The sequence below is a fragment of the Reyranella sp. genome (genome assembly GCF_017305915.1).
Lineage (GTDB): Bacteria > Pseudomonadota > Alphaproteobacteria > Reyranellales > Reyranellaceae > Reyranella.
On sequence record NZ_JAFKJN010000023.1, the window covers coordinates 36313 to 62659 of the forward strand.

General features: G+C 67.2%; 25 protein-coding genes. 14 read left to right on the top strand and 11 right to left on the bottom strand.

What is annotated here, in order from left to right; all coding sequences use genetic code 11:
- Window positions 1-53 precede the first annotated feature (53 nt).
- A complete protein-coding gene (gene katG / locus J0J01_RS22465) occupies window positions 54-2216 on the top strand; it encodes a catalase/peroxidase HPI (RefSeq protein WP_296384755.1) in 2163 nt (720 codons plus the stop codon).
- Window positions 2217-2263: 47 nt separating this feature from the next.
- Here katG and J0J01_RS22470 read toward each other — a convergent pair whose 3' ends face one another.
- From J0J01_RS22470 to J0J01_RS22480, 3 genes are read right to left on the bottom strand one after another with little or no spacing between them, the layout of a single operon-like run.
- Window positions 2264-3220, bottom strand: coding sequence for a tripartite tricarboxylate transporter substrate binding protein (locus J0J01_RS22470; protein WP_296384756.1), 957 nt, complete (start codon window positions 3218-3220; stop codon window positions 2264-2266).
- Between the two features lie 22 nt (window positions 3221-3242).
- Complete coding sequence (locus J0J01_RS22475) at window positions 3243-4376, bottom strand: MaoC family dehydratase N-terminal domain-containing protein (protein WP_296384758.1); 1134 nt, start codon at window positions 4374-4376, stop codon at window positions 3243-3245.
- 4 nt (window positions 4377-4380) lie between these two features.
- Complete coding sequence (locus J0J01_RS22480) at window positions 4381-5892, bottom strand: acyl-CoA synthetase (RefSeq protein WP_296384759.1); 1512 nt, start codon at window positions 5890-5892, stop codon at window positions 4381-4383.
- Between the two features lie 43 nt (window positions 5893-5935).
- On the opposite strand from J0J01_RS22480, the gene J0J01_RS22485 reads away from it, so the two are divergent.
- The gene (locus tag J0J01_RS22485) at window positions 5936-6688 is read left to right on the top strand and encodes an IclR family transcriptional regulator C-terminal domain-containing protein (RefSeq protein WP_296384761.1); all 753 of its coding nucleotides are present in this window, start codon (window positions 5936-5938) and stop codon (window positions 6686-6688) included.
- On the opposite strand, the gene J0J01_RS22490 is transcribed toward J0J01_RS22485, so the two are convergent.
- The 3 genes from J0J01_RS22490 to J0J01_RS22500 are packed head-to-tail and all read right to left on the bottom strand — an operon-like array spanning window position 6664 to window position 9361.
- Window positions 6664-7272: a glutathione S-transferase family protein gene (locus J0J01_RS22490; protein WP_296384762.1), complete on the bottom strand. Its 609-nt coding sequence runs from the start codon at window positions 7270-7272 to the stop codon at window positions 6664-6666. The genes J0J01_RS22485 and J0J01_RS22490 overlap by 25 nt on opposite strands.
- A complete protein-coding gene (locus J0J01_RS22495; RefSeq protein ID WP_296384764.1) occupies window positions 7272-8435 on the bottom strand; it encodes a M20 family metallopeptidase in 1164 nt (387 codons plus the stop codon). Before J0J01_RS22495 ends, J0J01_RS22490 begins: the two co-directional genes overlap by 1 nt.
- A gap of 2 nt (window positions 8436-8437) precedes the next feature.
- Window positions 8438-9361 carry an SDR family NAD(P)-dependent oxidoreductase gene (locus J0J01_RS22500; protein ID WP_296384766.1) on the bottom strand — a complete coding sequence of 308 codons (924 nt, stop codon included), beginning with the start codon at window positions 9359-9361 and terminating at the stop codon, window positions 8438-8440.
- 63 nt (window positions 9362-9424) lie between these two features.
- Here J0J01_RS22500 and J0J01_RS22505 point away from each other — a divergent pair, with 63 nt between their 5' ends.
- Window positions 9425-10222, top strand: a complete 798-nt coding sequence (locus J0J01_RS22505) for a class I SAM-dependent methyltransferase (protein ID WP_296384767.1) — start codon at window positions 9425-9427, stop codon at window positions 10220-10222.
- Here the strand turns inward: J0J01_RS22505 and J0J01_RS22510 are convergent.
- Both J0J01_RS22510 and J0J01_RS22515 read right to left on the bottom strand, forming a co-directional pair.
- Window positions 10203-11405 (bottom strand): multidrug effflux MFS transporter, encoded by a 1203-nt coding sequence (locus J0J01_RS22510; protein WP_296384769.1) that lies wholly within the window; start codon window positions 11403-11405, stop codon window positions 10203-10205. The genes J0J01_RS22505 and J0J01_RS22510 overlap by 20 nt on opposite strands.
- Complete coding sequence (locus J0J01_RS22515) at window positions 11402-12142, bottom strand: transglutaminase-like domain-containing protein (RefSeq protein ID WP_296384771.1); 741 nt, start codon at window positions 12140-12142, stop codon at window positions 11402-11404. Before J0J01_RS22515 ends, J0J01_RS22510 begins: the two co-directional genes overlap by 4 nt.
- A gap of 36 nt (window positions 12143-12178) precedes the next feature.
- On the opposite strand from J0J01_RS22515, the gene J0J01_RS22520 reads away from it, so the two are divergent.
- Entirely contained in the window at window positions 12179-12667 is a 489-nt protein-coding gene (locus J0J01_RS22520; RefSeq protein WP_296384773.1) for an SRPBCC domain-containing protein, read from the top strand.
- Window positions 12668-12713: 46 nt separating this feature from the next.
- Window positions 12714-14126 (top strand): MDR family MFS transporter, encoded by a 1413-nt coding sequence (locus J0J01_RS22525; RefSeq protein ID WP_296384775.1) that lies wholly within the window; start codon window positions 12714-12716, stop codon window positions 14124-14126.
- On the opposite strand, the gene J0J01_RS22530 is transcribed toward J0J01_RS22525, so the two are convergent.
- The 3 genes from J0J01_RS22530 to J0J01_RS22540 form a co-directional block, all read right to left on the bottom strand.
- Window positions 14118-14582 (bottom strand): PaaI family thioesterase, encoded by a 465-nt coding sequence (locus J0J01_RS22530; protein WP_296384776.1) that lies wholly within the window; start codon window positions 14580-14582, stop codon window positions 14118-14120. The two genes, J0J01_RS22525 and J0J01_RS22530, sit on opposite strands and share 9 nt — an antisense overlap.
- Complete coding sequence (locus tag J0J01_RS22535; RefSeq protein WP_296384778.1) at window positions 14579-15070, bottom strand: PaaI family thioesterase; 492 nt, start codon at window positions 15068-15070, stop codon at window positions 14579-14581. Before J0J01_RS22535 ends, J0J01_RS22530 begins: the two co-directional genes overlap by 4 nt.
- Before the next feature lie 91 nt (window positions 15071-15161).
- Window positions 15162-16343, bottom strand: a complete 1182-nt coding sequence (locus tag J0J01_RS22540; RefSeq protein ID WP_296384780.1) for an acyl-CoA dehydrogenase family protein — start codon at window positions 16341-16343, stop codon at window positions 15162-15164.
- Between the two features lie 112 nt (window positions 16344-16455).
- Here J0J01_RS22540 and J0J01_RS22545 point away from each other — a divergent pair, with 112 nt between their 5' ends.
- The 9 genes from J0J01_RS22545 (at window position 16456) to J0J01_RS22585 (ending at window position 26342) form a co-directional block, all read left to right on the top strand.
- The gene (locus tag J0J01_RS22545; protein ID WP_296384958.1) at window positions 16456-17310 is read left to right on the top strand and encodes a branched-chain amino acid ABC transporter permease; all 855 of its coding nucleotides are present in this window, start codon (window positions 16456-16458) and stop codon (window positions 17308-17310) included.
- Window positions 17311-17316: 6 nt separating this feature from the next.
- Window positions 17317-18459, top strand: coding sequence for a branched-chain amino acid ABC transporter permease (locus J0J01_RS22550; protein WP_296384782.1), 1143 nt, complete (start codon window positions 17317-17319; stop codon window positions 18457-18459).
- Complete coding sequence (locus J0J01_RS22555) at window positions 18456-19214, top strand: ABC transporter ATP-binding protein (RefSeq protein WP_296384784.1); 759 nt, start codon at window positions 18456-18458, stop codon at window positions 19212-19214. The genes J0J01_RS22550 and J0J01_RS22555 overlap by 4 nt, the downstream gene beginning before the upstream one ends.
- A gap of 168 nt (window positions 19215-19382) precedes the next feature.
- Window positions 19383-20156 carry an ABC transporter ATP-binding protein gene (locus tag J0J01_RS22560; protein WP_296384787.1) on the top strand — a complete coding sequence of 258 codons (774 nt, stop codon included), beginning with the start codon at window positions 19383-19385 and terminating at the stop codon, window positions 20154-20156.
- A gap of 26 nt (window positions 20157-20182) precedes the next feature.
- Window positions 20183-22018, top strand: coding sequence for an AMP-binding protein (locus J0J01_RS22565; RefSeq protein ID WP_296384789.1), 1836 nt, complete (start codon window positions 20183-20185; stop codon window positions 22016-22018).
- Between the two features lie 12 nt (window positions 22019-22030).
- A complete protein-coding gene (locus J0J01_RS22570) occupies window positions 22031-23194 on the top strand; it encodes an ABC transporter substrate-binding protein (RefSeq protein WP_296384792.1) in 1164 nt (387 codons plus the stop codon).
- Window positions 23195-23230: 36 nt separating this feature from the next.
- A complete protein-coding gene (locus tag J0J01_RS22575) occupies window positions 23231-24736 on the top strand; it encodes a hypothetical protein (RefSeq protein ID WP_296384794.1) in 1506 nt (501 codons plus the stop codon).
- Between the two features lie 57 nt (window positions 24737-24793).
- A complete protein-coding gene (locus J0J01_RS22580; RefSeq protein ID WP_296384796.1) occupies window positions 24794-25582 on the top strand; it encodes an SDR family oxidoreductase in 789 nt (262 codons plus the stop codon).
- The gene (locus tag J0J01_RS22585) at window positions 25569-26342 is read left to right on the top strand and encodes an SDR family oxidoreductase (protein WP_296384797.1); all 774 of its coding nucleotides are present in this window, start codon (window positions 25569-25571) and stop codon (window positions 26340-26342) included. Before J0J01_RS22580 ends, J0J01_RS22585 begins: the two co-directional genes overlap by 14 nt.
- Window positions 26343-26347: the final 5 nt, after the last annotated feature.

Below are 26347 nucleotides of genomic sequence, written 5' to 3' on the forward strand. Positions count from 1 at the left end.
CCCAGAGCGGGGGCCTACTAGTTTAGATACGTTCTAAACTGCGGAGAAACAACATGAGTGAGAGCAAGTGCCCGTTCAATGGCGGCGGCGGGCGCCGCGCGCACACCAATCGCGACTGGTGGCCGAATCAGCTCGACCTCCGGATCCTCAACCAGCACTCCGACAAGTCGAACCCGATGGGCGAGTCGTTCGACTACGCCAAGGAGTTCAAGACCCTCGACCTCGATGCCGTGATCAAGGACCTGAATGCCCTGATGACGGATTCGCAGGACTGGTGGCCGGCCGACTTCGGCCACTATGGCGGTCTCTTCATCCGCATGGCCTGGCACAGCGCCGGCACCTATCGCATCGCCGACGGCCGCGGCGGCGCCGGCGGCGGCCAGCAGCGCTTCGCACCGCTCAATAGCTGGCCGGACAATGCCAACCTCGACAAGGCGCGGCGCCTGCTGTGGCCGATCAAGCAGAAGTACGGCCGCAAGCTGTCGTGGGCCGACCTCTACATCCTCGCCGGCAACGTCGCGCTCGAATCGATGGGCTTCAAGACCTTCGGCTTCGCCGGCGGCCGCCCCGACCAGTGGGAGCCGGAAGAGCTCTACTGGGGTCCGGAAGGCACCTGGCTGGGCGACGAGCGCTACAGCGGCGAGCGCGAGCTGGCGAACCCGCTGGGCGCGGTGCAGATGGGCCTGATCTACGTCAATCCGGAAGGGCCGAACGGCAAACCCGATCCGGTCGCGGCGGCCAAGGACATCCGCGAGACCTTCGCCCGCATGGCGATGAACGACGAGGAGACCGTCGCGCTGATCGCCGGCGGCCACACTTTCGGCAAGGCGCACGGCGCGGGCGACCCGTCACTCATCGGCCCCGAACCTGAAGGCGGCGCGCTCGAGGACCAGGGCCTCGGCTGGAAGAGCAAGCACGGCACCGGCATCGGCGCCGACGCCATCACCGGCGGCCCCGAGGTCACTTGGTCGCAGACGCCGACCAAGTGGAGCAACCACTTCTTCGAGAACCTGTTCAAGTACGAATGGGAGCTGACCAAGAGCCCGGCCGGCGCCCAGCAGTGGAAGGCGAAGAACGCCGAGGCGACGATCCCCGACGCCTTCGACAAGTCGAAGAAGCACGTGCCGACCATGCTGACGACCGATTTGTCGCTCAGGATGGATCCCGCCTACGAGAAGATCTCGCGGCGCTTCCTCGAGCATCCCGAGCAGCTCGCCGACGCGTTCGCGCGCGCCTGGTTCAAGCTCACGCATCGCGACATGGGACCGATCCAGCGCTACCTCGGCCCGCTCGTGCCGAAGGAGATGCTGATCTGGCAGGACCCGATCCCCAAGGTCGATCATCCGCCGATCGGCGATGCCGACGCAGCGTCGCTCAAGCAGGAGATCCTGGCCTCGGGCCTCTCGGTCTCCGACCTGGTCGCGACGGCCTGGGCGTCGGCCTCGACCTTCCGCGGCTCCGACAAGCGCGGCGGCGCCAACGGCGCGCGCATTCGCCTGGCGCCGCAGAAGGACTGGGCGATCAACCGGCCGGCCGAGCTCAAGACCGTCCTCGGCAAGCTCGAGGCGATCCAGAAGGAATTCAACACCGGGGCCGCGAAGGTGTCGCTGGCCGACCTGATCGTTCTCGGCGGCAACGCCGCGGTCGAGAAGGCCGCCAAGGACGCCGGCATCGACGTGAGGGTCTCCTTCACGCCGGGCCGCATGGATGCCTCGCAGGAACAGACCGACGCGCACTCGTTCGCGCCGCTCGAGCCGCGCGCCGACGGCTTCCGCAACTACACCAACGGCGGCTCGCTCATGGCGCCGGAGGAAGCGCTGGTCGATCGCGCGCAGCTCCTGACCCTCTCGGCGCCGGAGATGACGGTGCTGGTGGGCGGCCTGCGCGTGCTCGGCGCCAACGCCGGGAAGTCCAAGCACGGCGTCTTCACCGACAAGCCGGGGACGCTCAGCAACGACTTCTTCGTCAACCTGCTCGACATGGCCACCGAGTGGCAGCCCAACGGCCAGGACGGCGTCTACGAGGGCCGCGACCGCAAGACCAAGGCGGTCAAGTGGACCGGCACGCGCGTCGACCTGATCTTCGGCTCGCACGCGGTCCTGCGGGCGCTGGCGGAGGTCTACGGCACCGCCGACGCGAAGGAGAAGTTCGCCAGCGACTTCGTCGCGGCGTGGACCAAGGTGATGAACCTCGACCGCTACGACGTCGCCAAGTAGCCGTTGACGGAAGGGCGCGCCACGATCGCGGCGCGCCCTTTCACCATTCAGTCGGCCTTCAGCCCGGCCGCCTTGATCACCGGGCCCCACTTGGCCCGTTCCTGCTTCTCGAAGGCGCCGAGCTGCTCGGGCGAGCCGCCGGCGACGTCGAAGCCGAGCTGCAGCAGGCGCTGCTTGGTCTCCGGCAGCGCCAGGATCTTGGCGACCTCGGCATTGAGCCGGGTCACGATCTCCTTCGGCGTGCCGGCGGGCGCGTACATCGCGGCCCACGCGGTGACCTCGAAGCTGTCGACGCCCTGCTCCGCCACCGATTTCACGCCGGGCAAAAGCTCGCTGGTCTTCAGCGTGGTGATGGCGATGGCTTTGAGCTTGCCCGACTGGACGTGGCCGCGGGTGGCGGTCGCGGTGTCGATGATCAGCGGCACCTGGCCGCCCATGGTCTCGGTCATCGCCGTCGCCGAGGCCTTGTAGGGCACGCCGAACAGCGGCGCGCCGGTCTTGGCCTTGAACAGCTCGTAGACCAGGCGCGCGGTCGTGCTGGGCAGCGCGATGTTGATCTTGTCGGGCTGCGCCTTGGCCGCAGCGATCAGCTCCTGGATCGTGCCGGCTTTGAACTCGGGATTGGCCGAGATCACCATCGGCAGCATGCCGACCAGGATGACCGGCACGAAGTCCTTCGCCGAGTCGTAGCCGGTCGACGGATAGAGGAACTCGTTCATCGTCTGGGTGGCGACCGTGCCCATCAGCAGCGTGTGGCCGTCGTTGGGCGAATGCGCCGCCGCCTCGGTGCCGATGTTGCCGCCGGCGCCGGGCTTGTTGTCGACGATGACTTGCTGGCCGAGCGCGCTGCCCAGCCGCTCGGCGACGAAGCGGGCCGCCACGTCGGTGCCCTGCCCCGCCTGGTACGGCACGATCATGCGAACCGGCTTGTTGGGATAATTCTGCGCCGCCGCCGGCAATGCCAACATCAGCAGCAGCGATAAAGCCAAGACCACCCGCCTCATTGGTTTCTCTCCCTTCCCTCGATTACTTGCTTGCTTTGCTCGGCAATTCGACGATGCCGGTGCCGAGGATCGACAGCTCGTCGTCCTGCTGGCGCGCCTCCTGCTCGATCGCGACCAGGTGGCGGCCGTCCTCGACGTACTTGGCGGTCACCTTGCCCTTGATGAACAGGATATCGCCCGCCGGGTTGTGGCGACGGATCTTGCAGGTCGCGTTGCGCAGGGTGCCGTCGTCGCCCATCCAGTTGGTCATGTGATGGGTCAGCCACGAGGCGCGCTCGGGGCCGTAGTCGTAGGCGCCGGGCGCGCCGACCTCGTGGGCGAACTCCTCCTCCCAGTGCACGCGCTCGGGGCAGTCGGGGATGCCGAAGCGGTTCTTGATGCCGAGGCCGGGATGGGCGTCCTGGAGCTTCCACGCGAGCTTGTTGGCGCGGATGTAGAGCCCGCCCCAGCCCTGGGCGTAGGCGATGAAGCCGGTCACGGTCATCGGCCCCTTGACCATGGTCGGCAGGGCCTCGCCCTCCTTCACGTCCTCCCAGTAGCGCGGCGTGGCGCCGCGGATCTTCTCCTCGGCATAGAGCTTGTTGGCTTCCGCGAGCTCCTCGTCGGAATACCGGCGCACCGGCTTTTGCCTCAGCTCCTTGTATTTGGTGCCCTTCTCGCGCGCGTGGTCGCGCTCGGTGCGGAAGCACCAGCTGTCGGCGCCGGCGACGAGGTCGCCCTTCTGGTTGAAGAAATCGACGTGATAGATCTGCTGCACGGCGCGGCCGGCGAACCTGGTGTCGTGGACGATCAGGTCCTTGAGCCAGGCCTCGGTGGCGATCTCGTCGTTGCGGTTGACCGTCTTGTGCCAGTGCCAGTCCGAGCCCGACCACATGGCATGGATGCCCGGCAGGCCGCCGACGTACCCAGAGATGATGCGGCTGGTGGTGAACAGGAACGACGGCAGCGCGATCACGTCGCCGAACCGGGTCTTCTTCGCGTATTCCGGCACGCACCACAGCGGATTGTCGTCGCCGATGCCGTGGGCGTAGTGGCGGATGTTGTCGCGGGTGGCCTCGTGGCACCACGGCTCGGCGGTCTGGCCGATCTTGACGCCGATGCGCTGGCGCAGCGCGTCGAGCCCTTCCTCGGTGATCTTGGGAAAGCTGCGTTCCATCTCTCTAACCTTTCGTGCGTAGGATCTTGCGGTTGACCTTGCCGGCCGGCGTCTTGGGCAGCTCGGTCACGAATTCGATGAGGCGCGGATACTCGTGCTGGCTGAGCCGCTGCCGCACGAGATCCTGGATTTCCCGGGTGAAACCGTCGTCGCCCGGGCGGTCGGCGACGACAAAAGCCTTCACCACCTGGCCGCGCAGCTTGTCCGGCACGCCGACGGCGCCGACCTCGCGCACGTCGGGATGCTTCAGGACGGCGTCCTCGATCTCGATGGCACTCATGGTCCAGCCGGCCGAGATGATGACGTCGTCGGCCCGGCCGCCGTGGAAGAAATAGCCGTCCTCGTCGGTGCGCCCCAGATCCTTGGTCGCGATCCACTTGTCGCGTCGCCACACCTTCATCTCGCCGGTGACACCAGGCAGGCACGGCTTGCCCTCGCCGTCCTGCACCTCGACCTTGCCGCCCGGGATCGCCTTGCCGAGCGAACCCGGCTTCACCGCGAAGTCCGGCGCGCCGGGATAGCTCACCAGGATCACACCGATCTCGGTGGTGCCGTACATGCTGCACATCGGCCGGCCGAACGCGGCCTCGCAGAAGGCGGCGGTCTCGCCGTCGATCGGCTCGCCGGTGAACGAGGTCTTCTCGAGGAAGTAGCGATGCTTCGGCGCCGCGCCCGACACCCGCATCATGCGGTAGTGCGTGGCGGCCGCCGAGATGTTGGTGAAGCGATGCTGCTCCAGCGCCTGCAACAGCCGCGCCGCGTCGAACTTGCCGGCGTAACAGCCGATGGTCAGGCCCATGGCGAGCGGCGCCAGCGTGCCGTGCCACAGCCCGTGTCCCCAGGCCGGCGACGACGGGCAGATGAACCGGTCGCCCGGCCTCAAGCCGGTGCCGTAGAGCGCCGCCACCATCACCGTGACGATGGCACGATGGGTGTGCTTCACCGCCTCCGGCAGCTCGCGCGTGGTGCCCGAGGTGTATTGGAAGATCGCCAGATCGTCGCCGCGGGTATTGGGCGTGAAGGTCGCCGGATAGGCCGCGAGCTCGGCCAGGAAATCGTCGCTCTCGATCAGCAGCTTCGGCTTGCAGTCCTCGACCCTGAGCTTCACGCCGTCGGGCCCGAACAGCGTGAACAGCGGCACCGCGATCGCACCGGCCTTCATCGCCCCGAACACCGCGGCATAGAAGCCGCGCGACGGCTCCAGCTTGATCGCTACCCGGTCGCCCGGCACGACGCCTTTGGCGACCAGCCAATGGGCGAAGCGCGCGGAGTCCTCGCTGATCTGGCGGTAGCTCAGGACCTCCTCGCCGCCGGCCGCCTTAACGACGATAACGGCAGTCTTCTCGCCCCCAGATTCCTTGGCGACATGCCGGTCGATGCATTCGTGCGCGATGTTCAGCCGCTCGCGGTCGCCGTCGAACAGCTCCCACAGCCTGGCGCTCGCGAAATGCTTTTGCGCGTCGGCGTAACTCGTGAAGTCGGTGAGCTTCATCGCGCGCGAAGGTGCCTTCGCCATGGGTTGATTGTCCAGAGGCATTTTTAATTGTATATAGACAATCATGACCGTTCGCGCCGTCCCTGCCCTCTCGCGCGGCATCGCCATCCTCCGCCTGCTCGGCCGCACCCGCGCGCCGATGGGGATGAAGACGATCGCCGACGCGCTCGACCTGGTGCCGAGCACGGCGCTGCACATCCTGCGGGTGCTGGTCGCCGAGGAGCTGGTGAAGGTCGACGCCGACAAGCGCTACACGCTCGGCACGGGCACGCTGGCGCTCGCCCGCGCTTCATTGGAGAGCGACGATTTCCCGCCGCGGGTGCAGCCGCATCTCGACGCCCTGTCGAAGCGCTACGGCGTCACCGCGATCGGCCTGGAGCTGCCCAACCTGCAGCACATGATCGTGGTGGCGCTGTCGCGCAGCGCGGCGCCGGTCCGCCTGCATGTCGATGTCGGCAGCCGTTTCCCCACCCTGATCAGCGCCACCGGCCGCTGCGTCGCCGCCTTCGGCAGCCATCCGCCCGCCGAGCTCGAGAAGCGCTTCAAGGCCTTGCGCTGGGACAATGCGCCGAGCTGGCCGGCGTGGTGCAAGGAGGTCGAGACGACGCGCCGCCAGGGCTACAGCATCGACCGCGACACCTATATCGCGGGCGTCACCATCGTTTCGGTGCCGGTGCTGGACGGGGGCGCTCTGTCACGCGGCATCGCGGCGGTCGGCATCAGCGGCCAGCTCGGCCGCGCGCATGCCATCGATCTCGCTCACGACATGCAGGCCGCCGCCCGCGCGGTCGGTCAGGGAACGGCGATCGCCCGCTGATAGGCCGGACGCGCGCGCAGGCGCTCGCGATAGGCCGTGGAACGCGGCCCGAGCAGACGATCCATGCCGAACAGGCCGACCAGGTGCAGCGGATAGCCGGCCGAGATGTCGGCCAGCGTGAGCCGCCCCGCGACCAGGAAGTCGCGGCCCTCGAGGCGCCACTCGAGCGCGGTCAGGCGCACGCCGGCATTGCCGCGCGCGTCTTCGAGGACGGCATCGATGTCGGCGCCCTTGCGCTGCAGCCGGCCGACCGTCGCCATGCGCGACAGTGGCGTCATCAGCGTCGACTCGCCGTACCACAGCCATTGCACGAAGTCGGTGCGCGCCGGATCGCCGGGGCCGACCAGCAGCGACGAGTGGTGCTTCGCCGCGAGGTACTCGCAGATCGCCATCGACTCGGTGAGCCGCACCGAGCCATCGACCAGCGTCGGCACCGTGCCGGTCGGATTGACCGCGAGATAGTCGGGCTGCAGCTTGCTGGGCGGGAACGGCAGGCTCTTGATCTCGGCCTTCACGCCCAGCTCTTCCAGTACCCAGAGCACGCGCATCGAGCGCGTGTTCGTCGCATGATAGACGGTGGTCATCAGTCGAGCGTCTCGAGCAGGCGCGTGCAGAGATAGGTCCGCGGCACCAGCGACGAATAGTAGATCTGCTCGTAGGCGGCGTGCGCGCCCTTGCCGTCGGCGCCGAGGCCGTCGAGCGTCGGGATGCCGAGCGCCGCCGTGAAGTTGCCGTCGCTGCCGCCGCCCGTGAGCGGCACGTCGTTCAGCTCCTTGCCGATCTCGGCGTAGATCGCCTGCGCCTTCTCGAACAGCGACGCGATGCCGGCATCCTTCTGGTACGGCGGCCGGTTCATCTCGCCCGTGACCGTCAGCTCGACGTCCTTGCCGATCGGCTCGAGGCCCAGGAACCAGTGCGTCATCTCCTCGGCGAGCTGCTGGGAGGGCACGCGCAGGTCGACCTCGGCGACGCATTCCGCCGGCACGACATTGACACCGGTGCCACCGGTGATCAGGCCGACATTGCAGGTGATGCCGCGCTCGTAGTCGGTCTTGGCTTCGATGCGGACGATCTGCCGCGCCATCTCGGCGATGGCGCTGCGGCCGTCCTGGTGGCGGACGCCGGCATGGCTGGCGGCGCCCTTCACCTTGAGCGTGAAGCGGCCGACGCCCTTGCGCGAGGTGACGACGCGGTCGCCGTCGCGACCGGGCTCCATGACCAGCGCGTACTTGTGGCCGCGGGCGGCGTCCTCGATGCGGGCGCGCGAGGTCGGGCTGCCGACCTCCTCTTCCGGAATGAACAGGAAGGTGACCGGCAGCCTGGTCTTCTTGCCCTGCCGGATCAGGTGGCGCAGCGCGTAGTAAGCGATGTAGCCGCCGGCCTTCATGTCGTAGATGCCGGGCCCGAAGATGCTGTCGCCCTCGCGGCGGATCTTGAGGTCCTTCTCGATCATGCCGATCGGATGGACGGTATCGAGATGCGCCAGTACCAGGATGCCCTTGCCGTCGGCCTGCTGGCTCATGTCAGGCGTCGTCTTGCACTCCAGGATGTCGCCGAAGCCGTCGCGGCCGGGGATGCGGTCGAGCTTCAGACCGAGGTCGCGAAACTGGCCCTCGACATGGTCGACCACCTTGTTGACGGACCTGGCGTCGTGGCTCGGGCTCTCGATCGACACCCATTCGACGATGCCGGCGAGGACGTCGTCGGCATCGATCTTCGGTTCGTTCTTGCGCGCAGGCGTGGCCATGATCAGACCGGATCCCAGGTGAAATATTCGGGCGACCGCTTGAGGTCGGTGAAGTAGGGCTTCATCGACGGCACGGCGTGCTCGGCGATCGCCTCCAAGGTCCAGCCCTCGGAATTGTGCACCGAGCGCACCGGGCGGTTGGCGTTGAACAGCATGATCTCGTTCATGCGCACACCGAAGATCTGCGAGGTGATGCCGGCCTCCTGCGCCGCGTCGCTCAGCAGGAACACCGCCATCGGCGCGACCTTGGCCGGGGTCATCTTCTTGGACCGCTCGAGGCGGGCCTTCTGCGCGTCGGTGTCGGCGGGGATGGTGCCGATCATGCGCGTCCAGGCGAACGGCGAGATGCAGTTGGAGCGGACGTTGAACGCCGCCATGTCGAGCGCGATCGAGCGCGACAAGCCGATGATGCCCATCTTCGCCGCCGAGTAGTTCGCCTGGCCGAAGTTGCCGACCAGGCCCGAGGTCGAGGTGAAGTGCACGAAGGCGCCCGACTTCTGCTCCTTGAAGTAGTTGGCGGCGGCGCGGCTGACGTTGAACGAGCCGTTGAGGTGCACGTCGATCACCATCTTCCAGTCCATGTGGCTCATGCGATGGAAGATGCGGTCACGCAGGATGCCGGCATTGTTGATCACGCCGTCGATGCGGCCGAAGTTCTCGACTGCGGCCTTGACCATGCGCTCGGCACCGGCCGGATCGGCCACGCTGTCGCCGTTGGGCACGGCCTTGCCGCCGACCGCCGCGATCTCGTCGCAGACCTTCTGCGCCGGGGTCGCGTTGCCCGAGCCCTCGCCGTCGACGGCGCCGCCCAGGTCGTTGACCACCACCTTGGCGCCTTCCTTGGCAGCCAGCAGCGCCATCTCGCGACCGATGCCGCCGCCGGCGCCGGTGACCAGCACCACCTTGTCTTTCAGCATGTTCGCCATAGGTATTTCCTCTCCTCGCAATCCTGCGCGAGGATTTAGCCCGGCCGCCCGGCGGAGGAAAGCATGAGCCTCGAGCAAACCGTCTCCCAGCACTACACCCACGGAAACCTGGAAGCCGCACTGCTCGCCGCCGTGCAGCGCGCCGGCAAGAACCTGGAGACGCTGACCTACGCCGATCTCGCCGTGGTCGACGAGTTCCATATCGGCGGGCGGCCCGCGACGGCCGCGCTGGGCGAGCAGATCGACCTGCCGGCCAGCGCCAAGGTGCTCGATGTCGGCTGCGGCATCGGCGGCCCGGCGCGCTTCTTTGCCGCCGAGCGCGGCTGGCAGGTCGAGGGCATCGACCTCACTGCGGAATATGTCGAGGTCGCGAAGGCGCTGTCGAAGCGGGTCGGCATGGCCGACAAGGTCTCGTTCCGGCAGGCGAGCGCCGGCTCCCTGCCCTTCGACGCAGCGAGCTTTGACGGCGCCTACATGATCCATGTCGGCATGAACATCGCCGACAAGAAGCCGGTCTTCGCCGGCATCCGCCGCGTGCTGAAGCCCAGCGGCGTGTTCGCGATCTACGACGCGATGCGCCAGAGCGACGGTACCTTCAGCTATCCCGTGCCGTGGTCGTCGGAGCCTGCGACCAACCACATCGCCACGCCGGAAGCGTACAAAGCCGCACTCAAAGAAGCGGGCTTCGAGGTCGTGAAGGAGCGCAACCGGCGTGAGGCCGGGCTGCAGTCGATGCAGCAGCGGACAGGCGGCCCGCCGGTCGTGATGGGCGAGACTGCCGTCCAGAAGGTCGGCAACATGCGGGCGCTGCTCGAAGCCGGCGTGTTCGCGCCGGTCGAGCTCATCGCGCGAGCGGTGTGACCGTGATCAGACGCGCCGCCAGCACGGTGGCGATCGCGAACGGCAGCAGGCCGACCACCAGCGGCATGGCGAAGTAGTCGCTGCCGATCGCGGTCAGCACGGCCACGATCACCGTGCCCAGCGCGCCCATGCCCATCTGGGCGAGGCCGACCCACGACGAGGCAGTGCCGGCCAGCCGCGGATAGAGGCTGACCGCGCCGGCGCTGGCGTTGGGGCCGATCATGCCCGAGCCGAAGCTCAGCACCATGTGCGGGCCGATGATCGCCCACCAGGTCTGGATGCCTGCCAGCGACAGCGCCGCCATGACGATCAGCGCCACGACGTGGAACCAGCCGGCGATGCGCAGCAGCGCGACCGGCTGCACGCGGCCAACCAGGCGGTTGTTGGCGAAATTGCCGGCGGTGAAGCCGCTCACCGACAGCAGCACGATCAGCCCGAACTCGCGCGGCGAGAAGCCCAATTTGTCCTGCAGGATGAAGGGGGTGCCCGCCAGCATCCCGAAGTTGATGGCAAAGGCGAAGCCCAGCGTCAGCACGTAGCCCAGGAAGCGCGGGTTGCGCAGCATCTCGCCCGAGCCGCGGGTCAGGTTGGCGAGATCGACCTTGGTGCTCCGGAAGCGGTTGGTCTCGCCGAGCAGCAGCGCCACCGCGACGAACAACAGGACGCTGAAGCCGCCGACGAACCAGAAGGTCGCGCGCCAGCCGAACTGCTGGCCGAGGAAGCCGCCGATCGACGGAGCGATCGCCGGCGACACGTTCATCGCCAGCGCAATCCAGCTCATGACCAGCGGCATCTCCTTGGCGTCGTAGGCATCGCGCAGGAGCGCGCGGCCCAGCACCGCGCCCGAGGCCGCGCCCAGTCCCTGCAGGATGCGCAAGCCGATCAGGCCGGCGATCGACGGCGCGAAGGCGCAGCCGAACGTCGTCAGGGTGAAGAAGGCGACGCCCAGCAGGACGATCGGCCGGCGGCCGAAGCGGTCGCTGAGCGGGCCGTAGAAGAGCTGGCCGACGGCGAAGCCCAGCATGTAGGTGGTGAGCGTGAACTTCACCGCATCGGGGCCCGCGCCGAGGTCGCTGCCGATCAGCGGCATGACCGGCGTGTAGATGCTCATGGTCAGCGGACCGAAGCTCGACAGCGAGATCAGGAGCGCGAGATAGGCGGCGGACCGCGGCGCGACCTTCACTTCCTGGTCGCTTCCGCAGCACCTTCGGCGCCGAAGTCGCCCCCGAGGGAGCCGCCCAGCGGCATCTTCTCCTGCTCGAGGGTCATGCGCGGGTAGTAATGGCGGAAAGCGTCGCGGATCTCGTCGAACGGAATGTCGGCAAACACGCCGCGATAGGCGAGATACTCCATGTGCCGGCGGCCGCTGAGATCGTAGGGGTGATAGATCGAATCGCTCGAGGCGTCCCAGTCGAGCGGCTTGAGGCCGAACTTCTCGGTCAGCTCCCTGTTGAAGGCCGGCGTCACCTTCACCCAGCGGCCGTCGAGCCAGACCTCGGTGTAGCCGTGGTAATAGAAGGTATCGTTGCCCATCAGCTCGCTGAGCCGTTTCGTCGTCATGTGGTTGCGCACGTCGGCATAGCCGACCCGCGACGGGATGCCGACGGCACGGCACACCGCCGCCATCAGCCCGGCCTTGTTGACGCAATAACCGTGCCCCGCCCCCAGGGTCGTGCTGGCGCGATAGGCGTCGCGCTTCATCGGCGTGTTGTAGGGATCGTACCGCAGGTCGTCGCGCACCGCGTAATAGAGGCGTAACGCCCGTTCACGGTCACTGCCGTCGCCCGCGACCTGTCTTGCATAGGACAGGATTTTCGGGTGATTTGAATCGATCAGGTCGCCCGGTGCGCGGTAGGCCTCGAAGGAAGCTTGGTCGCGCACCACGTCGTCACGTTCCGTGCGGAGGGAATCGAAATCCATGGCGGGCGTTGTTTACTGCATGAGCGGAGAAAGTCCATGACGGCAGACGCGCAATTCACCCATGCGCATATGGTGCGCTTCGACCGGACCATCGACGCTGCACCGGCAACGATCTGGGCGGTGCTGACCGATGCCACACGCCTGCCGGGCTGGTACGGCGAGGACGGACGGATCGAAGCCCGCGTCGGCGGTGTGGTCAGCCTGATGGGCGGTCACATCAAGGGAACCGTCACGCGGTGCCAACCGCAGCAGAAGCTCGCGTATACCTGGAATGTCTTCATGCCGGGTCAGACGGAATCGGACTACCCTGAGTCCTATCTCACGCTCGAGCTCGACGGCGGAAGGCTGACGCTGACGCATCTGCCGGTGCTCGAAGCCTTCGTGAAGCTGAACGCCATGGGCTGGCACACCTTCCTCGACATGGTCGATGCAGCGGCGCGCGGCGTTGCGGTCGAGCCGCGCGAGGCCTACATGAAGCGCAACGCCGAACGTTATGGCATCGACCTCTCCAAACGCCCCGGCTGACACGCCGGTTGTCAGCGGACGCCGCCACCTGATCCTGGCGGCCTGCATGATGGCGACCTTCATGGCGGCGGTGGAGAACACCATCGTCGGCACGGCGATGCCCAGCATCGTCGGCTCGCTGGGCGACTTCCACCTCTTCTCCTGGGTGTTCGTCGCCTACCTGCTGTTCCAGGCGGTGAGCGTGCCGATCTACGGCCGGCTGAGCGACCTCTACGGCCGCAGGAACGTCTTCTTCGCCGGCGCCGGCATCTTCCTTATCGGCTCGACCCTGTGCGGCTTCGCGCACGACATGTACTGGCTGATCGCCTTCCGCGCCCTGCAGGGCATGGGCGCCGGCGCCGTGCAACCAGTCGCCTACGCCATCGTCGGCGATGTCTACACCCCGACCGAACGGGCCAAGGTCCAGGGCTACCTGTCGAGCGTGTTCGGCATCTCGGCAGTGATCGGCCCGACCCTCGGCGCCTACCTGGTGCAGCATGCGAGCTGGTCGGCGGTGTTCTGGGTCAACCTGCCGATCGGCGCCATCGCGATGGCGATGCTGGGCGCCTTCCTGCGCGAGCAGCCGCAGCACAAGCCGCCGTCGGTCGACATCGTCGCCTCGCTGCTGCTGACGGTGGGCGCCGGCGCGCTGATGCTGGCGATGATCCAGGCGGCGCAGATCCCGCTCTGGCTGCTGGTGACCTGCACCGTGATCGGCATCGCGGCCCTCTGGGCGCTGGTGCGGCACGAGCGCCATGCGCCGGCGCCGATGCTGCCGATCCGCTTCTGGACCAACAAGGTCATCGCGCTCGGCAACTTCGGCAGCTTCGCGATCGGCGCGGTGATGATGAGCGTGACCGGCTTCCTGCCGACCTACCTGCAGGGCGTGATGGGCCGCGGCGCGTCGGCGGTCGGCGCGGTGGTGGCGGCGATGTCGATCAGCTGGGCGGTGGCGAGCGTCGGCGCCGGCCGCCTGATGCTCCGGAGCAGCTACCGGGCAAGCGCCATGTTGGGCGGCGCCATGCTGGCGCTGGGCAGCCTTGTTCTGGTCGTCATGACGCCGCACAGCGGCCTCGCGTGGCCGGTCTTCGGTGCGCTGCTGGTCGGGCTCGGCATGGGCTCGTGCAACACGACCTATCTGGTCTCGGTGCAGGCCGCGGCGGCCCTGCGCGAGCGCGGCGCCGCGACCGCGTCGAACATGTTCATGCGCATCGTCGGCCAATCGACCGGCGCTGCCCTGTTCGGCGCGCTGCTCAATGCCGGCCTCGCCCACTACGCTCCCGATGCGCCGCACGTCGCCGACCAGCTCATGGAGCCGGGCCTGCGTCAGGCGCTCGGCGTCGAGCAGATCAGCTCGCTGATCACGGCAATGGCCCTGTCGCTGCGCAACGTCTATTTCGTGGCGGCGATCGGCGGCCTGATCGTGCTGTTCCTGGGCTGGCGCCTGCCGGCCAGGCTCAGCCCGCGCCTCTCAGAGTGACGACGGCTCGTCGTCGGACTGCACCAGGAAGTGCGCCGACGCCGAGGCGACGGGACGCGAGCGGTCGTCCTGCCAGGCTTCAGCGAAAACGTTGACCATGCGGCGGCCCTGCTTGGTGACCTTGGCCGCGGCGATCACGTCGCGCGGGCCGGCTGAGCGCAGGTAGTCGACGGTGATGTTGACGATCTTCGGCACGGTGTTGCTGCGCGTCTCCCACAAGAGATGGAAGATCGCCGCCATCTCGAGCAGCGCGCCCAGGGTGCCGCCGTGGATCGCCGGCAGATGGGTGTTGCCGATCAGCGCCTCGTGATAGCGCATGCGGGTCAGCAGCTCGCCGATCGTGTTCTCCGGCGCGATGTGCATCCATTTGGCGTAAGGGATTGCTTCGGCGAGGCGGGCGACGTCGCCCTTCTTGCGTGCCTCGTCGAGGCGCTTGATCAGGCTGCTGGTGCTCATTGGCGGAGCCCCCGGCTCACCATCTGCGCCTTGGTCGCCTCGCCCTTGGTGCCGAGCATGAAGGTGCCCGCCGCAGCCGCAACCGGATCCTTGGGATCGCCCTGGTGGGCGAAGGCGCGGGTGAAGGCGACCGAGCGGGTGATGCGATAGCACTCGGCCTCGGCGATCACCGGTCTCTTGGGGTCGGCGGGCTTGGCGTAGTCGATGCGCAGGTCGAGGGTAGCAAAGGGCTTCGGCTCCTTGAGCAGGGTCGCCACCGCCATGCCGCAGCAGCTGTCGAGCATCGCGGTGATCGGGCCACCGGACAGCACGCCGGTCTCGGGGTTGCCGACGAGCTCTCTGCGCCAGTCGAGGCGCATCGAGGCGAGCCCGCGCGCCACCGCCAGCACCTTGATGCCGAGCGCCTTGTTGTGCGGGATGGAATCGGAGAAGAGCTGCTGGAAGAACGCGACGCGCTCGTCGGGGGTGGTGAGTGGAGGGTTGGCCATACCGTGCTCCTGAACGCTAAGGATCCCTCGCTGCGCTCGGGATGACAAAGGGGGCTGTCATCCCGAGCGCAGCGAGGGATCTTTACTCTTCCTACAGCCCCATTTGCCGGGCCGCGAGGTCCTTCATGATCTCGACCGAGCCGCCGCCGATCGCCATCACCTTGGTCTCGCGGTAGATGCGCTCGACCTTGGCGCCGCGCAGGTAGCCGGCGCCGCCGAAGATCTGCATCGCCTCGTTGGCGCAGAACTCCATCGCCGACGTGGCGAGGTTCTTCAGCATGCAGATCTCGGCTACCGGCTTCTCGCCCTGCCCCACGCGATACGCCAGCAGCTCGAGCGTCGACTTCACCGCGTTGATGCGCATCGCCATGTCGACGAGGCGATGGCGCACCACCTGATTGGCGATCAGCGGCTTGCCGAAGGTGTGGCGCTCGCGGGCATAGGCGATCGCCTCGTCGAGGCAGACCTTGGCATAGCCCCAGGCGCCGGCCGACATGCCCAGCCGCTCCTGGTTGAAGTTCAGCATGATGCCGATGAAGCCCTTGTTCTCGACGCCGATCAGGTTCTCGACCGGCACCCTGACGTTGTCGAAGAAGAGCTGTGCGGTATCGGAGGCCCACCAGCCCATCTTCTTGAGCTTGGTGCGCGAGAAGCCCGCGCGGTCGCGCTCGATCAGCAGCAGCGACACGCCGCCCGCCCCCGGCCCGCCGGTGCGCACCGCGACGGTGAAGTAGTCGGCGCGCACGCCCGAGGTGATGAACATCTTGGAGCCGTTGACCACGTAGTGGCCGCCCTCGCGCCGCGCCGTGGTCCGGAGGTTGGCGACGTCGGAGCCGCCGCTCGGCTCGGTGATGGCGAGGGCGCTGATCTTGTCGCCCGCCAGCACCTCGGGCAGCACCTTGCGCTTCATCCATTCCGGCCCGAGCGCCGCGATCGGTGGGCAGCCGATGGTGTGGCTGTTCAGGCTGGCGTTGAGGCCGCCGCTGCCGTGCCGCGCCATTTCCTCGGCCTTGATGATGCCAAAGAACGGGTCGGTCGGGACGCCGCCATATTCCTCCGGGAAGCCGAGCTGCAGCAGGCCGGCGGCCGACGCCTTCCTGTAGAGCTCGCGCGGAAACTCCTCGGCCTCGTCCCACTGGTCGACGTGAGGCATCAGCTCGCGGTCGACGAAGCGTCGGACGGTGGCGCGGAAGGCCACGTGCTCTTCCGTGTAAAACGGGCTCGCCGGCACCGCTTCCGGCAGGGCGACGCGCCGCGATTCGTTTTCGGACATTGGAACAGCGTATCGCTCGTTGACACTGCTGAACAGCCGTTCATATTGGCAGGCAACACGCGGCAACAGACCGCACGTCTGCAGGGGCTGGAAACTGGTTATTTTTCTCCAACTGACCCTCAACGGGCTGGCGGTGGGCTGCATCTACGGCCTGGTCGCCCTCGGGTTCGTCCTGATCTACAAGGCGACCGAGCTGGTGAATTTCGCCCAGGGCGACCTGCTCATGCTGGGCGCCTTCGTCTGTTACATGTCGGTCGTCTGGTGGGGCCTCGACTACTGGCTGGGCTTCCTGATCGCCGTGGTCGCGGTCGGCGCGTTCGGCGCCCTGCTCGACCGCGTGGTGCTGCGCCAGGTGATCGGCCAGCCGCAGTTCGCCGTCGTCATGCTGACCATCGGCCTCGGCGCGATGTTCCGCACCTTCGCGAGCGTCACCTGGGGCTCGGAGATCTACACCCTGCCGACACCGTTCGGCGGCGTCTGGACGGTCGGCGGCGTCACCTTGAGCCACCAGTACCTGTCGATCGTGTTCGGCACGCTGGTGCTGTGCGGCGTGCTCTACGCCTTCTTCAACCACACCCGGATCGGTGTCGCCATGCAGGCGACCTCGCAGAACCAGCTCGCCGCCTATTACATGGGCATTCCGGTGAAGCTGATCTTCTCGCTGATCTGGGCGATCTCGGCCGGCGTCGCGGCGGCTGCCGGCATCCTGCTGGCGCCGGTCACGCTGATCGACATCAACATGGGCCTCGCGGTGGCGCTGAAGGCCTTCGCGGCGGCGGTGCTGGGCGGCTTCGGCTCGATCCCGGGAGCGCTGATCGGCGGCATCATCATCGGCCTGATCGAGCTCTATGCCGGCGCGACCCTGCCGGAGGGCTTCAAGGACACCGCGCCCTACATCGTGCTGCTGCTGATGCTGATCGTGCGGCCGCAAGGCCTGTTCGGCTCGCTCGCGCGCAAGAAGGTGTAGGCGGTCATGCGCTTCCCGTTCAAGACCTCCTACAACCAGGACATCCGCATCTTCCGCGACAAGGTCGATGCCTTCTGGTACGGCCTGCTCGCCGTCGCCGTGCTCGTCCTGCCGCTGCTGCTCGACGACTACTCGGTCGGCGAGATCTCCTGGGTGTTCATCTACGGCATCTGCGGCGTCTCGCTGATGGTGCTGGTCGGCTACACCGGCCTGGTGTCGCTGGGCCATGCGGCCTTCCTCGGCATCGGGGCCTACGCCCACGCCTACTTCATCATGCACGGCGCGCCCTGGATCGTGGCCGTGGTGCTTGCGGTCGTGATCACCACGGCCTGCGGCCTGATCGTCGGTCTGCCGGCGCTGCGCATGACCGGCATCTATCTCGCGATCGCGACGCTCGCCTTCTCGGTCATCATCCAGGAGGTGTTCAGCCGCTGGGAATCGGTGACCCACGGCTTCGCCGGCATGAAGGTCGACGTGCCGGTGATCTTCGGCTTCGCCTTCGACGACGGCCGGTCGTTCTACTTCCTCTGCCTGTTCTTCCTGGTGATCGTGCTGTGGCTGACGCGCAATCTCCTGCGCGCCCCGACCGGCCGCGCCTGGGTCGCCATCCGCGACAGCGAGATCGCCGCGCAATCGATGGGCGTCAACCTCGCGATCTACAAGTCGATGGCCTTCGCCTACTCCGCCGCGGTGATGGGCCTGGCCGGCGCCTTGTTCGCGCACAAGATCGGCTACCTCGCGCCCGACATCTTCACCATCCTGCTGTCGATCCAGTTCCTGCTGCTGGTGATCGTCGGCGGCCTCGGCTCCCTGCACGGCGCGGTGTTCGGCGCGATCTTCGTGGCGCTGCTGCCGCCCCTGATCGCCATCCTGCGCGACGGCATCCCCGACAGCATGAACCAGCTCGCCGCGAACACCGGGCTCAGGGTGATCGGCATGCTGGGCACCGCGATCGGCGAGTTCCTCAAGAAGCCCGGCGTCGAGGCCGGCATCTTCGGCCTGATCCTGGTGCTGGTGATCCTGCTCGAGCCGCTCGGAATGTACGGGCGCTGGCTCAAGATCAAGCTCTTCTTCTCGACTTTCCCGATGTACAAGGCATCGACCTTCAAGCGCCAGAAGACGTACATGCGGTCGGAGCGGCTGCGATGAGCTTCTTCAGCGCCGACAACCTCTCGATCAACTTCGGCGGCATCAAGGCCGTCGACGGCGTCAGCTTCGACGTCGAGCAGGGCGAGGTCTTCACCATCATCGGCCCGAACGGCGCCGGGAAGACGACGATCTTCAACCTGGTGAGCCGCATCTACGAGCCGAGCGGCGGCAAGCTCGCCTTCGCCGGGCGCGACATCACCAACGTACCGCCGCACCTGATCGCGGCGCTGGGCATCGCCCGCACCTTCCAGAACATCGAGCTGTTCGAGCATGCGACGCTGCTGCAGAACCTCCTGCTGGCGCGGCATGCGCACAAGCGCTCGGATTTCTTCTCCGAGCTCCTGTTCCTGCCGTATGTGCGGCGCCTGGAGATGGAGCATCGCGAGGCGGTCGAGAAGGCGATCGACTTCCTCGACCTGCAACAATATCGCGACAGCCTGATCGTCAACCTGCCCTATGGCGTGCGCAAGGTCACCGAGCTGGCCCGCGCGCTGTGCACCGATCCCAAGCTGCTGCTGCTCGACGAGCCATCGTCCGGCCTCAACGTCGAGGAGACCGAGGACATGGCGTTCTGGATCCAGGACATCAAGAACCTGCTCGGCATCACCGTGCTGATGGTCGAGCACGACATGAGCCTGGTCTCGGCGGTGTCCGACCGGGTGATGGCGCTGAACTACGGCCGACCGATCGCCACCGGCACGCCGGCCGAGGTGCAGGCGCATCCCGAAGTCGTCCGCGCGTATTTGGGAGGGTGACTATGCCGAAGAAAGCGTCGCTCTCTTCTCCTCCCCATTCATATGGGGAGGTGTCGGCGTCTTACGCTGACGGAGGGGTCAGAAGCATCAGCGTGCCGTCGCCCATGACCCCTCCGTCGGGGGTTACCGCGACACCTCCCCATCTGAATGGGGAGGAAAAGGCCGCCCATGGCTGAGCCGATCCTCAAGGTCAGCAACATCGAGACCTATTACGGGCCGATCATGGCGATCCGCGGCGTCTCGTTCGACGTCCCCCACGGCGGCATCGTCGCCATCCTGGGCGCCAACGGCGCCGGCAAGACGACGGTGCTCAAGACCGTGTGCGGCGTGATGGACCCGCAGAAGGGCAATGTCGTATTCGACGGCCGCGAGATCCAGCGCATGGATCCCGACAAGGTGATGCGGCTCGGCATCAGCCACGTGCCGGAGGGCCGCGAGGTCTTCCCCTTCCTGTCGGTGCGCGAGAACCTCGCGATGGGCGCCTACACCCGCCGCGATTCGGACGGCGTGGCTCAGGACCTCGAGGCGGTGTTCGGCTACTTCCCGGTGCTGAAGGAGCGCGCCGACCAGCGCGCCGGCTCGCTGTCGGGCGGCGAGCAGCAGATGCTGGCGATCAGCCGCGCCCTGATGGCGCGGCCCAAGGTGATGCTGCTCGACGAGCCGTCGCTCGGCCTCAGCCCGAAGCTGGTGAAGGACATCTTCGAGATCGTCGTGCGCATCAACCGCGAGCGCGGCGTCACCATCCTGCTGGTCGAGCAGAACGCCAACATGGCGCTGCAGACCGCGGACTACGGCTACGTGCTGGAGGTCGGCCGCATCGTCATGGCCGACACCTGCCGGCGCCTGCTGGAAAAGGAAGACATCAAGGAGTTCTATCTCGGCATCAAGGACCAGGGCGCCCGCGGCAAGCGGCGCTGGAAGAAGCGCAAGACGTGGCGGTGACAACCGGGCGTTAAGGAGACTCGCGCATGGATGGCTTTGACGGGCGGATCGAGGTCGAGGGCTGCGACACGATTCCCAGGCTGTTCTGGCATCAGGTGAAGGCGCGCGACGAGCGCACCGCCTTCCGCGAGAAGCATCTCGGGATCTGGCGCGCGACGAGTTGGCGCGAGTACGGCGAACGCTCGCGCACCGTCGGCATGGGCCTGGTCAGGTTCGGCCTGAAGCGCGGCGACGTCGTGTCGATCCTGGCCGAGACGGTGCCGGAGTGGCTCTACGCCGACATGGGCACGGCCGGCGCGGGCGGCGTCACCAACGGCATCTATCCCACCGATTCGGCCAAGCAGGTCGACTACATCCTGAACGACAGCCGCACCCGCTTCCTGTTCGTCGAGAACGAGGAGCAGCTCGACAAGTTCCTCGACGTGCGCGAGCGCTGCCCGAGCATCGCGAAGGTCTTCGTTTTCGACATGGAGGGGCTGGCCGACTTCAGCGATCCCCTGGTCATGTCGTTCGACGAGCTGATGGCGACCGGCCGCGAGCATCAGACCGCTCATCCCGACGAATGGGAGAAGCGGGTCGCCGCCTCCGCACCCGAAGAGCTGGCGTTGCTGGTCTACACCTCGGGCACCACCGGACCGCCCAAGGGCGCGATGATCAGCCACCGCAACGTGATCTTCCAGTTGCGCAACGCCGACGCCTTCATTCCGCTCGGCACCGACGACGAGCAGCTCGCCTTCCTGCCGCTCTGCCACATCGCCGAGCGCACCTTCACGACCTTCCTGCCGCTCAGGTCCGGGGCGATCGCCAACTTCGCCGAGAGCGTCGAGACGGTGCCGGCGAACGTGCGCGAGGTCGCGCCGACCACCTTCTTCGCCGTGCCGCGCATCTGGGAGCGCTTCTATTCCGGCATCGCCATCCGCATGAAGGAGGCGACCTGGACCGGCCGAACGGCGTACAAGTGGGCGATCGGCATCGGCCTCAGGGTCGCCGAGGCCGAGCTCGACGGCCGTACGCCCTCGCCGATGCTGAAGCTCGCCTACCGCGCCGCCGACTGGCTGGTGCTGGACAACATCAAGCGGGCGATCGGCATGCACCGCATCAAGTTCGCCGGCACCGGTGCCGCGCCGATCGCGCCCGACCTGATCAAGTGGTACCGCGCGCTCGGCGTCGACATGCGCGAGGTCTATGGCCAGACCGAGAATTGCGGCCTGGCGACCGGCATGCCCGACCGCATCAAGCTCGGCACGGTCGGCGTCACCGCGCCCAACACCGAGCTGGTGATCTCGCCCGAGGGCGAGATCCTGCTCAAGGGTCCGCACGTCTTCATGGGCTACCTGAACCAGCCGGAGAAGACCGCCGAGACCCTGCGCGACGGCTGGCTGCATACCGGCGACGTCGGCCTCAAGGACAACGAGGGCTATGTCCGCATCACCGACCGCATGAAGGACATCATCATCACCGCGGGCGGCAAGAACATCACGCCGTCGGAGATCGAGAACCAGCTCAAGTTCTCGCCCTACATCTCCGACGCAGTGGTGATCGGCGACAAGCGCAAGTTCCTGTCCTGCCTGGTGATGATCGACTACGACAGCGTGTCCAAGCACGCCCAGGACGCCAACGTGCCCTTCACCGACTTCACTTCGCTCTGCCGAACGCGCGAGGTGCAGGACCTGATCTGGACGGAGATCGAGCGGGTGAATTCGGCCTTCGCCCGCGTCGAGACGATCAAGAAGTTCCGGCTGATCGAGCAGCAGCTCACGCCCGAGGACGACGAGGTCACCCCGACCATGAAGCTCAAGCGCAAGTTCGTCAGCGAGAAATACAAGACGATGATCGACGGCATGTATGCCGAGGTAAGCTAGAGGAGGAAGCAGATGGCCAGGACGACAATCGGAATAGCAGTTGCCGTGGCGGTTGCCGCGGCCTCGAGCGCATACGCGCAGCAGCGCGGCGTCACCGCCAGCGAGGTGGTGTTCGGCATGCACACCGACCTCTCGGGTCCGGCCGCGACCTATGGCGTCAGCTCGTCGAACGGCGTCAAGATGCGGTTCGAGGAGGCCAACGAGCAGGGCGGCATCGAGGGTCGCAAGCTCAAGGTGATCGTCGAGGACCAGGCCTACCAGGTGCCGAAGGCGGTGCAGGCCTGCAACAAGCTGATCAACCGCGACAAGGTGTTCGCCTTCGTCGGCCCGCTCGGCACGCCGATGAACAACGCCTGCTTCAAGGACCAGTTCGCGGCGGGCGTGCCCAACCTCTTCCCGCTCTCCGCCGCGCGCTCGATGTACGAGCCGTTCGAGAAGCTGAAGTTCTATGGGGCGGCGTCGTACGTCGACCAGATCCGGTCCGGCATCAACTACTTCGTCAAGAACAAGGGCGTAAAGACCGTCTGCGTGATGTACCAGGATACCGACTTCGGCAAGGAGATCCTGGAAGGCGCCAAGGAGCAGACCGAGAAGCTCGGCATCAAGATCGCCGAGACGACGGCTCACAAGCCGACCGACCAGGATTTCACCGCACCGATCACCAAGTTACGCGAGGCGAAGTGCGAGCTGATCGCGATGGGCACCATCGTGCGCGATTCGATCGTGCCCTACACGACGGCACGCAAGGCCGGCTGGAACGACGTGATCTTCCTCGGGGCGGCCTCTTCCTACGACTCGTTCGTCGGCGCGGCGCCGGGCATGGACGGCTTCTTCGCCATGGGCCTGACCGAGATGCCGTACGTCGATTCGCCGGTGCCGACGGTCAAGAAGTTCGTCGAGGACTACAAGAAGCGGTTCAATGTCGATCCCAACATCGGTGCGGTCTACGGCTACGTCGCCGCCGACATCTCGGTGCAGGGCCTCAAGAACGCCGGCAAGAACCTCACGACCGATTCCTTCATCGCCGGGCTCGAGAAGATCAACAACTACGCCGACATCTTCAACGGCCCGCCGGTCACCTTCGGGCCGAAGATCCGCCAGGGCGCCAACTCCTCGTTCCTCGCCGAGGTCAAGGGCGGGAAGTGGACCCGCGTCACCCAGCCGCTCGGCTTCTGAGGCCAACGCGGCGCCCGTCGCAGACGCGCGCCGTTCATGAGGCAGCATCTTCAGAATCTTGCCCTCGTCGTCGGCGCGCTCGTTCTGAGCGCGGCCGCCGCCGAGGGCATCGCCCGCTGGCAGGACGAGCAACCGCTGTTCGCCATGCCTCTGGTGTCGGGCAGCCTGGCGGTCAAGGCGGTGTCGCCGCAGGACCTGCCGTTGGCTCAAGGTGTCTCGCGAAGCTGGTTCGCGACGAGCCCGCCGCCGCTGGCCAACCGCGGGATGCCGCCTGCGGAATGGCAGCGCGCCATCGACGCCTACCGGTCGACTCCTCCCGCGCCGACGTCGTACGGCAGGTTGCTGCCGGACGACATGTTCAGGGCCTGGAACGCGATGTTCGCCGCCGAGCCCTGCCGCCATCCGCTGCTCGCCGGGATGCCGTCGCATCGGCTCTATCTGTTCGACCCGGCGAACGGCACGGACCGGCCGATCTACCGCTATATGCCCAACGTCACCACGCCGGCGGGACTGGTCACCAACGCGATCGGCTGGCGCGGGCCGCCGCTGCGGCACAAGAAGCCGGGCACGATCAGGATCGTGTTCGTCGGCGCATCGACCACGGCCGAGGCGCACGAGACGCCCTACTCCTATCCCGAGCTGCTCGGTCACTGGCTCGGCCTGTGGGCGGCCGCGCACGGGCTCGACCTCGATTTCCAGAGCCTGAACGCCGGGCGCGAAGGCATGACGTCGACGGATGTCGCGGCGATCGTACGCGATGAGGTGGCGCCGATGCGGCCCGACCTCGTCGTGTATTACGAGGGCGCCAACCAGTTCGACCTGTCGTCGATCGCACGCGGCGCCGAAGGCGGCCTGAAAGGCCGGACCACTCTGCCGGTCGAGCCGCCCTCCTGGCTCGCGACGCTGGCGCGCTACTCGGAGATCGCCGTGCGGCTGCGGGCGGCCCTGACCCTGATCGACGACAGCGGCAACGGACGGGAACCGGCAAAGCCCGATTACACGATCGAATGGCCGCCGGGACTGGACGAAGCCGACCCCGACCTGCGTCATCCGTCGCTGCCGGTCAGCCTGACCACGATCCTGCGCGATCTCGACGATATGCGGGCCACCCTGCGCGGGGTCGGCGCGGAGCTCGCCGTTTCGTCGTTCGTCTGGCTGGTGCACGACGGCATGGTCGTCGACCCGCTGCGCGGCCGTTTCATCTGGGAGAACCTGAACAGGGCTTATTGGCCCTGGCGCTACCGCGACATGGAGCGACTCGCTCTCTTCCAGAACCGCGTGTTCGAGAAGTACGCCCGACAGCGGGGTGTCCCGTTCATCGACGTCGCGCGCGACATGCCGCGCGACCCCGAGCTGTTCGGCGATGCCATCCACACCACCGCGACGGGCGTTCGGGTGCGCGCCTGGGTCGTGCTCCAGCAGCTCGTGCCAATCATGGAGGACCGGCTGAAGCGCGGCGCCTGGCCAAGCGGCTCGACGGAAGAGCATTGGCCGACCTTCGCGCCCCGGGCCGTGGACCTGGTTTGCAAGCCCGAGCCATGAGCACGGCCCGTCTGCGGGCTTGGCAAGCGCCGCGCAGTCGTTATGGTCGGCGCCGACATGAGTGAACTTTCGGGACAGGTGGCGATCGTCACCGGCGGCGCCTCGGGCATCGGCGCCGCGACGGTGGCGCTGCTCGCCGAGGCCGGCGCGACGGTGGTCGCGGCCGACATCCAGCCGGCCGCCAAGGACGCGCCCGGCCGCTTCTTCAACCACGACGTGGCCGCCGAGGACTCGTGGAAGGCGCTGCTGGCCGACGTGGTGGCCCGCGACGGCCGCCTCGACATCCTGGTCAACAACGCCGGCATCACGGGCGGCTGGGGCACCGTCGAGAGCACCACGGTCGAGCAGTGGCGACGGATCGAAGCCGTCGACTCCGAAGGTGTGTTCCTCGGCTGCAAGTACGCCATCGAAGGCATGAAGAAGACCGGGCCGCGGAAGCCGGCGCCCAAGGGCTCGATCGTGAACGTCTCGTCGGTGGCAGCGCTGATCGGTTCGGCCGGCCCGACGGCCTACTGCGCGGCCAAGGGCGCGGTGCGGCTGCTCAGCAAGAGCGTGGCGCTGTACTGCGCCGAGAAGCAGTACGGCATCCGCTGCAACTCGGTGCATCCCGGCGGCGTCGACACCCCGATCTTCAATCCGCTGTGGCAGGCGGTGGGCCGCGACAAGGGCAAGGCGATGCTCGGCGAGCACCATCCGATCGGCCGCATCGCCGAGCCGCAGGATCTCGGCGAGCTGATCCTGTGGCTCGCCTCGGACCGCTCGTCCTTCGTCACCGGCGCGGAGTTCGTGGCCGACGGCGGGCTGACCAGCGGACTTACCAGGAGAGGCCTCTTTGGCACGCGTTGAGAACAAGGTCGTCCTGATCAGCGGCGGCGCCTCGGGCATCGGCGCGGCGACCGCGCGTCGGGTGATCGCCGAGGGCGGCAAGGCCGTGCTGGCCGACCGCGACGCAGCCAAGGGCGAAGCGCTCGCGAAAGAGCTCGGCAAGGCCGTGGCCTTCGTCCCGCTCGACGTCACCGACGAGCCGGCGTGGCAAAAGGCCGTGACGACGACGGTCGAGACTTTCGGCGGCCTGCACGGTCTGCTGAACGCAGCCGGTGTCGGCGTGCGCAACTCGATCGAGGACTGCAGCCTCGAGGAGTATCGCCGGGTCAACGACATCAACTCGATGGGCACCTTCCTCGGCTGCAAGCAGGCGATCCCGGCGATGGCCAAGACGATCAAGGAACAGGGCGGCGGCGGCTCGATCGTCAACATCTCCTCGGTGCTCGGGTTGCGCGGCGCCTCCTATGCCATGGCCTACTGCGCCAGCAAGGGCGCGGTGCGCTCGCTGACCAAGAACGTGGCGCTGCACTGCGCCCAGATGAAGTACGGCATCCGCTGCAACTCGGTGCATCCGGGCTACATCGACACGCCGATGATCGCGCCGCGGCTCTCGGGCACGATCGACAACATGAGCGGCCGGCAGTGGCTCGAGACCCTGCATCCGCTGGGGCGGCTCGGCCAGGCGGAAGAGGTCGCCAACATGATCCTCTTCCTGCTGAGCGACGAGTCGGGCTTCTCGACCGGCTCGGAGTTCGTCTGCGACGGCGGGCTGACGGCGTAGTCCAG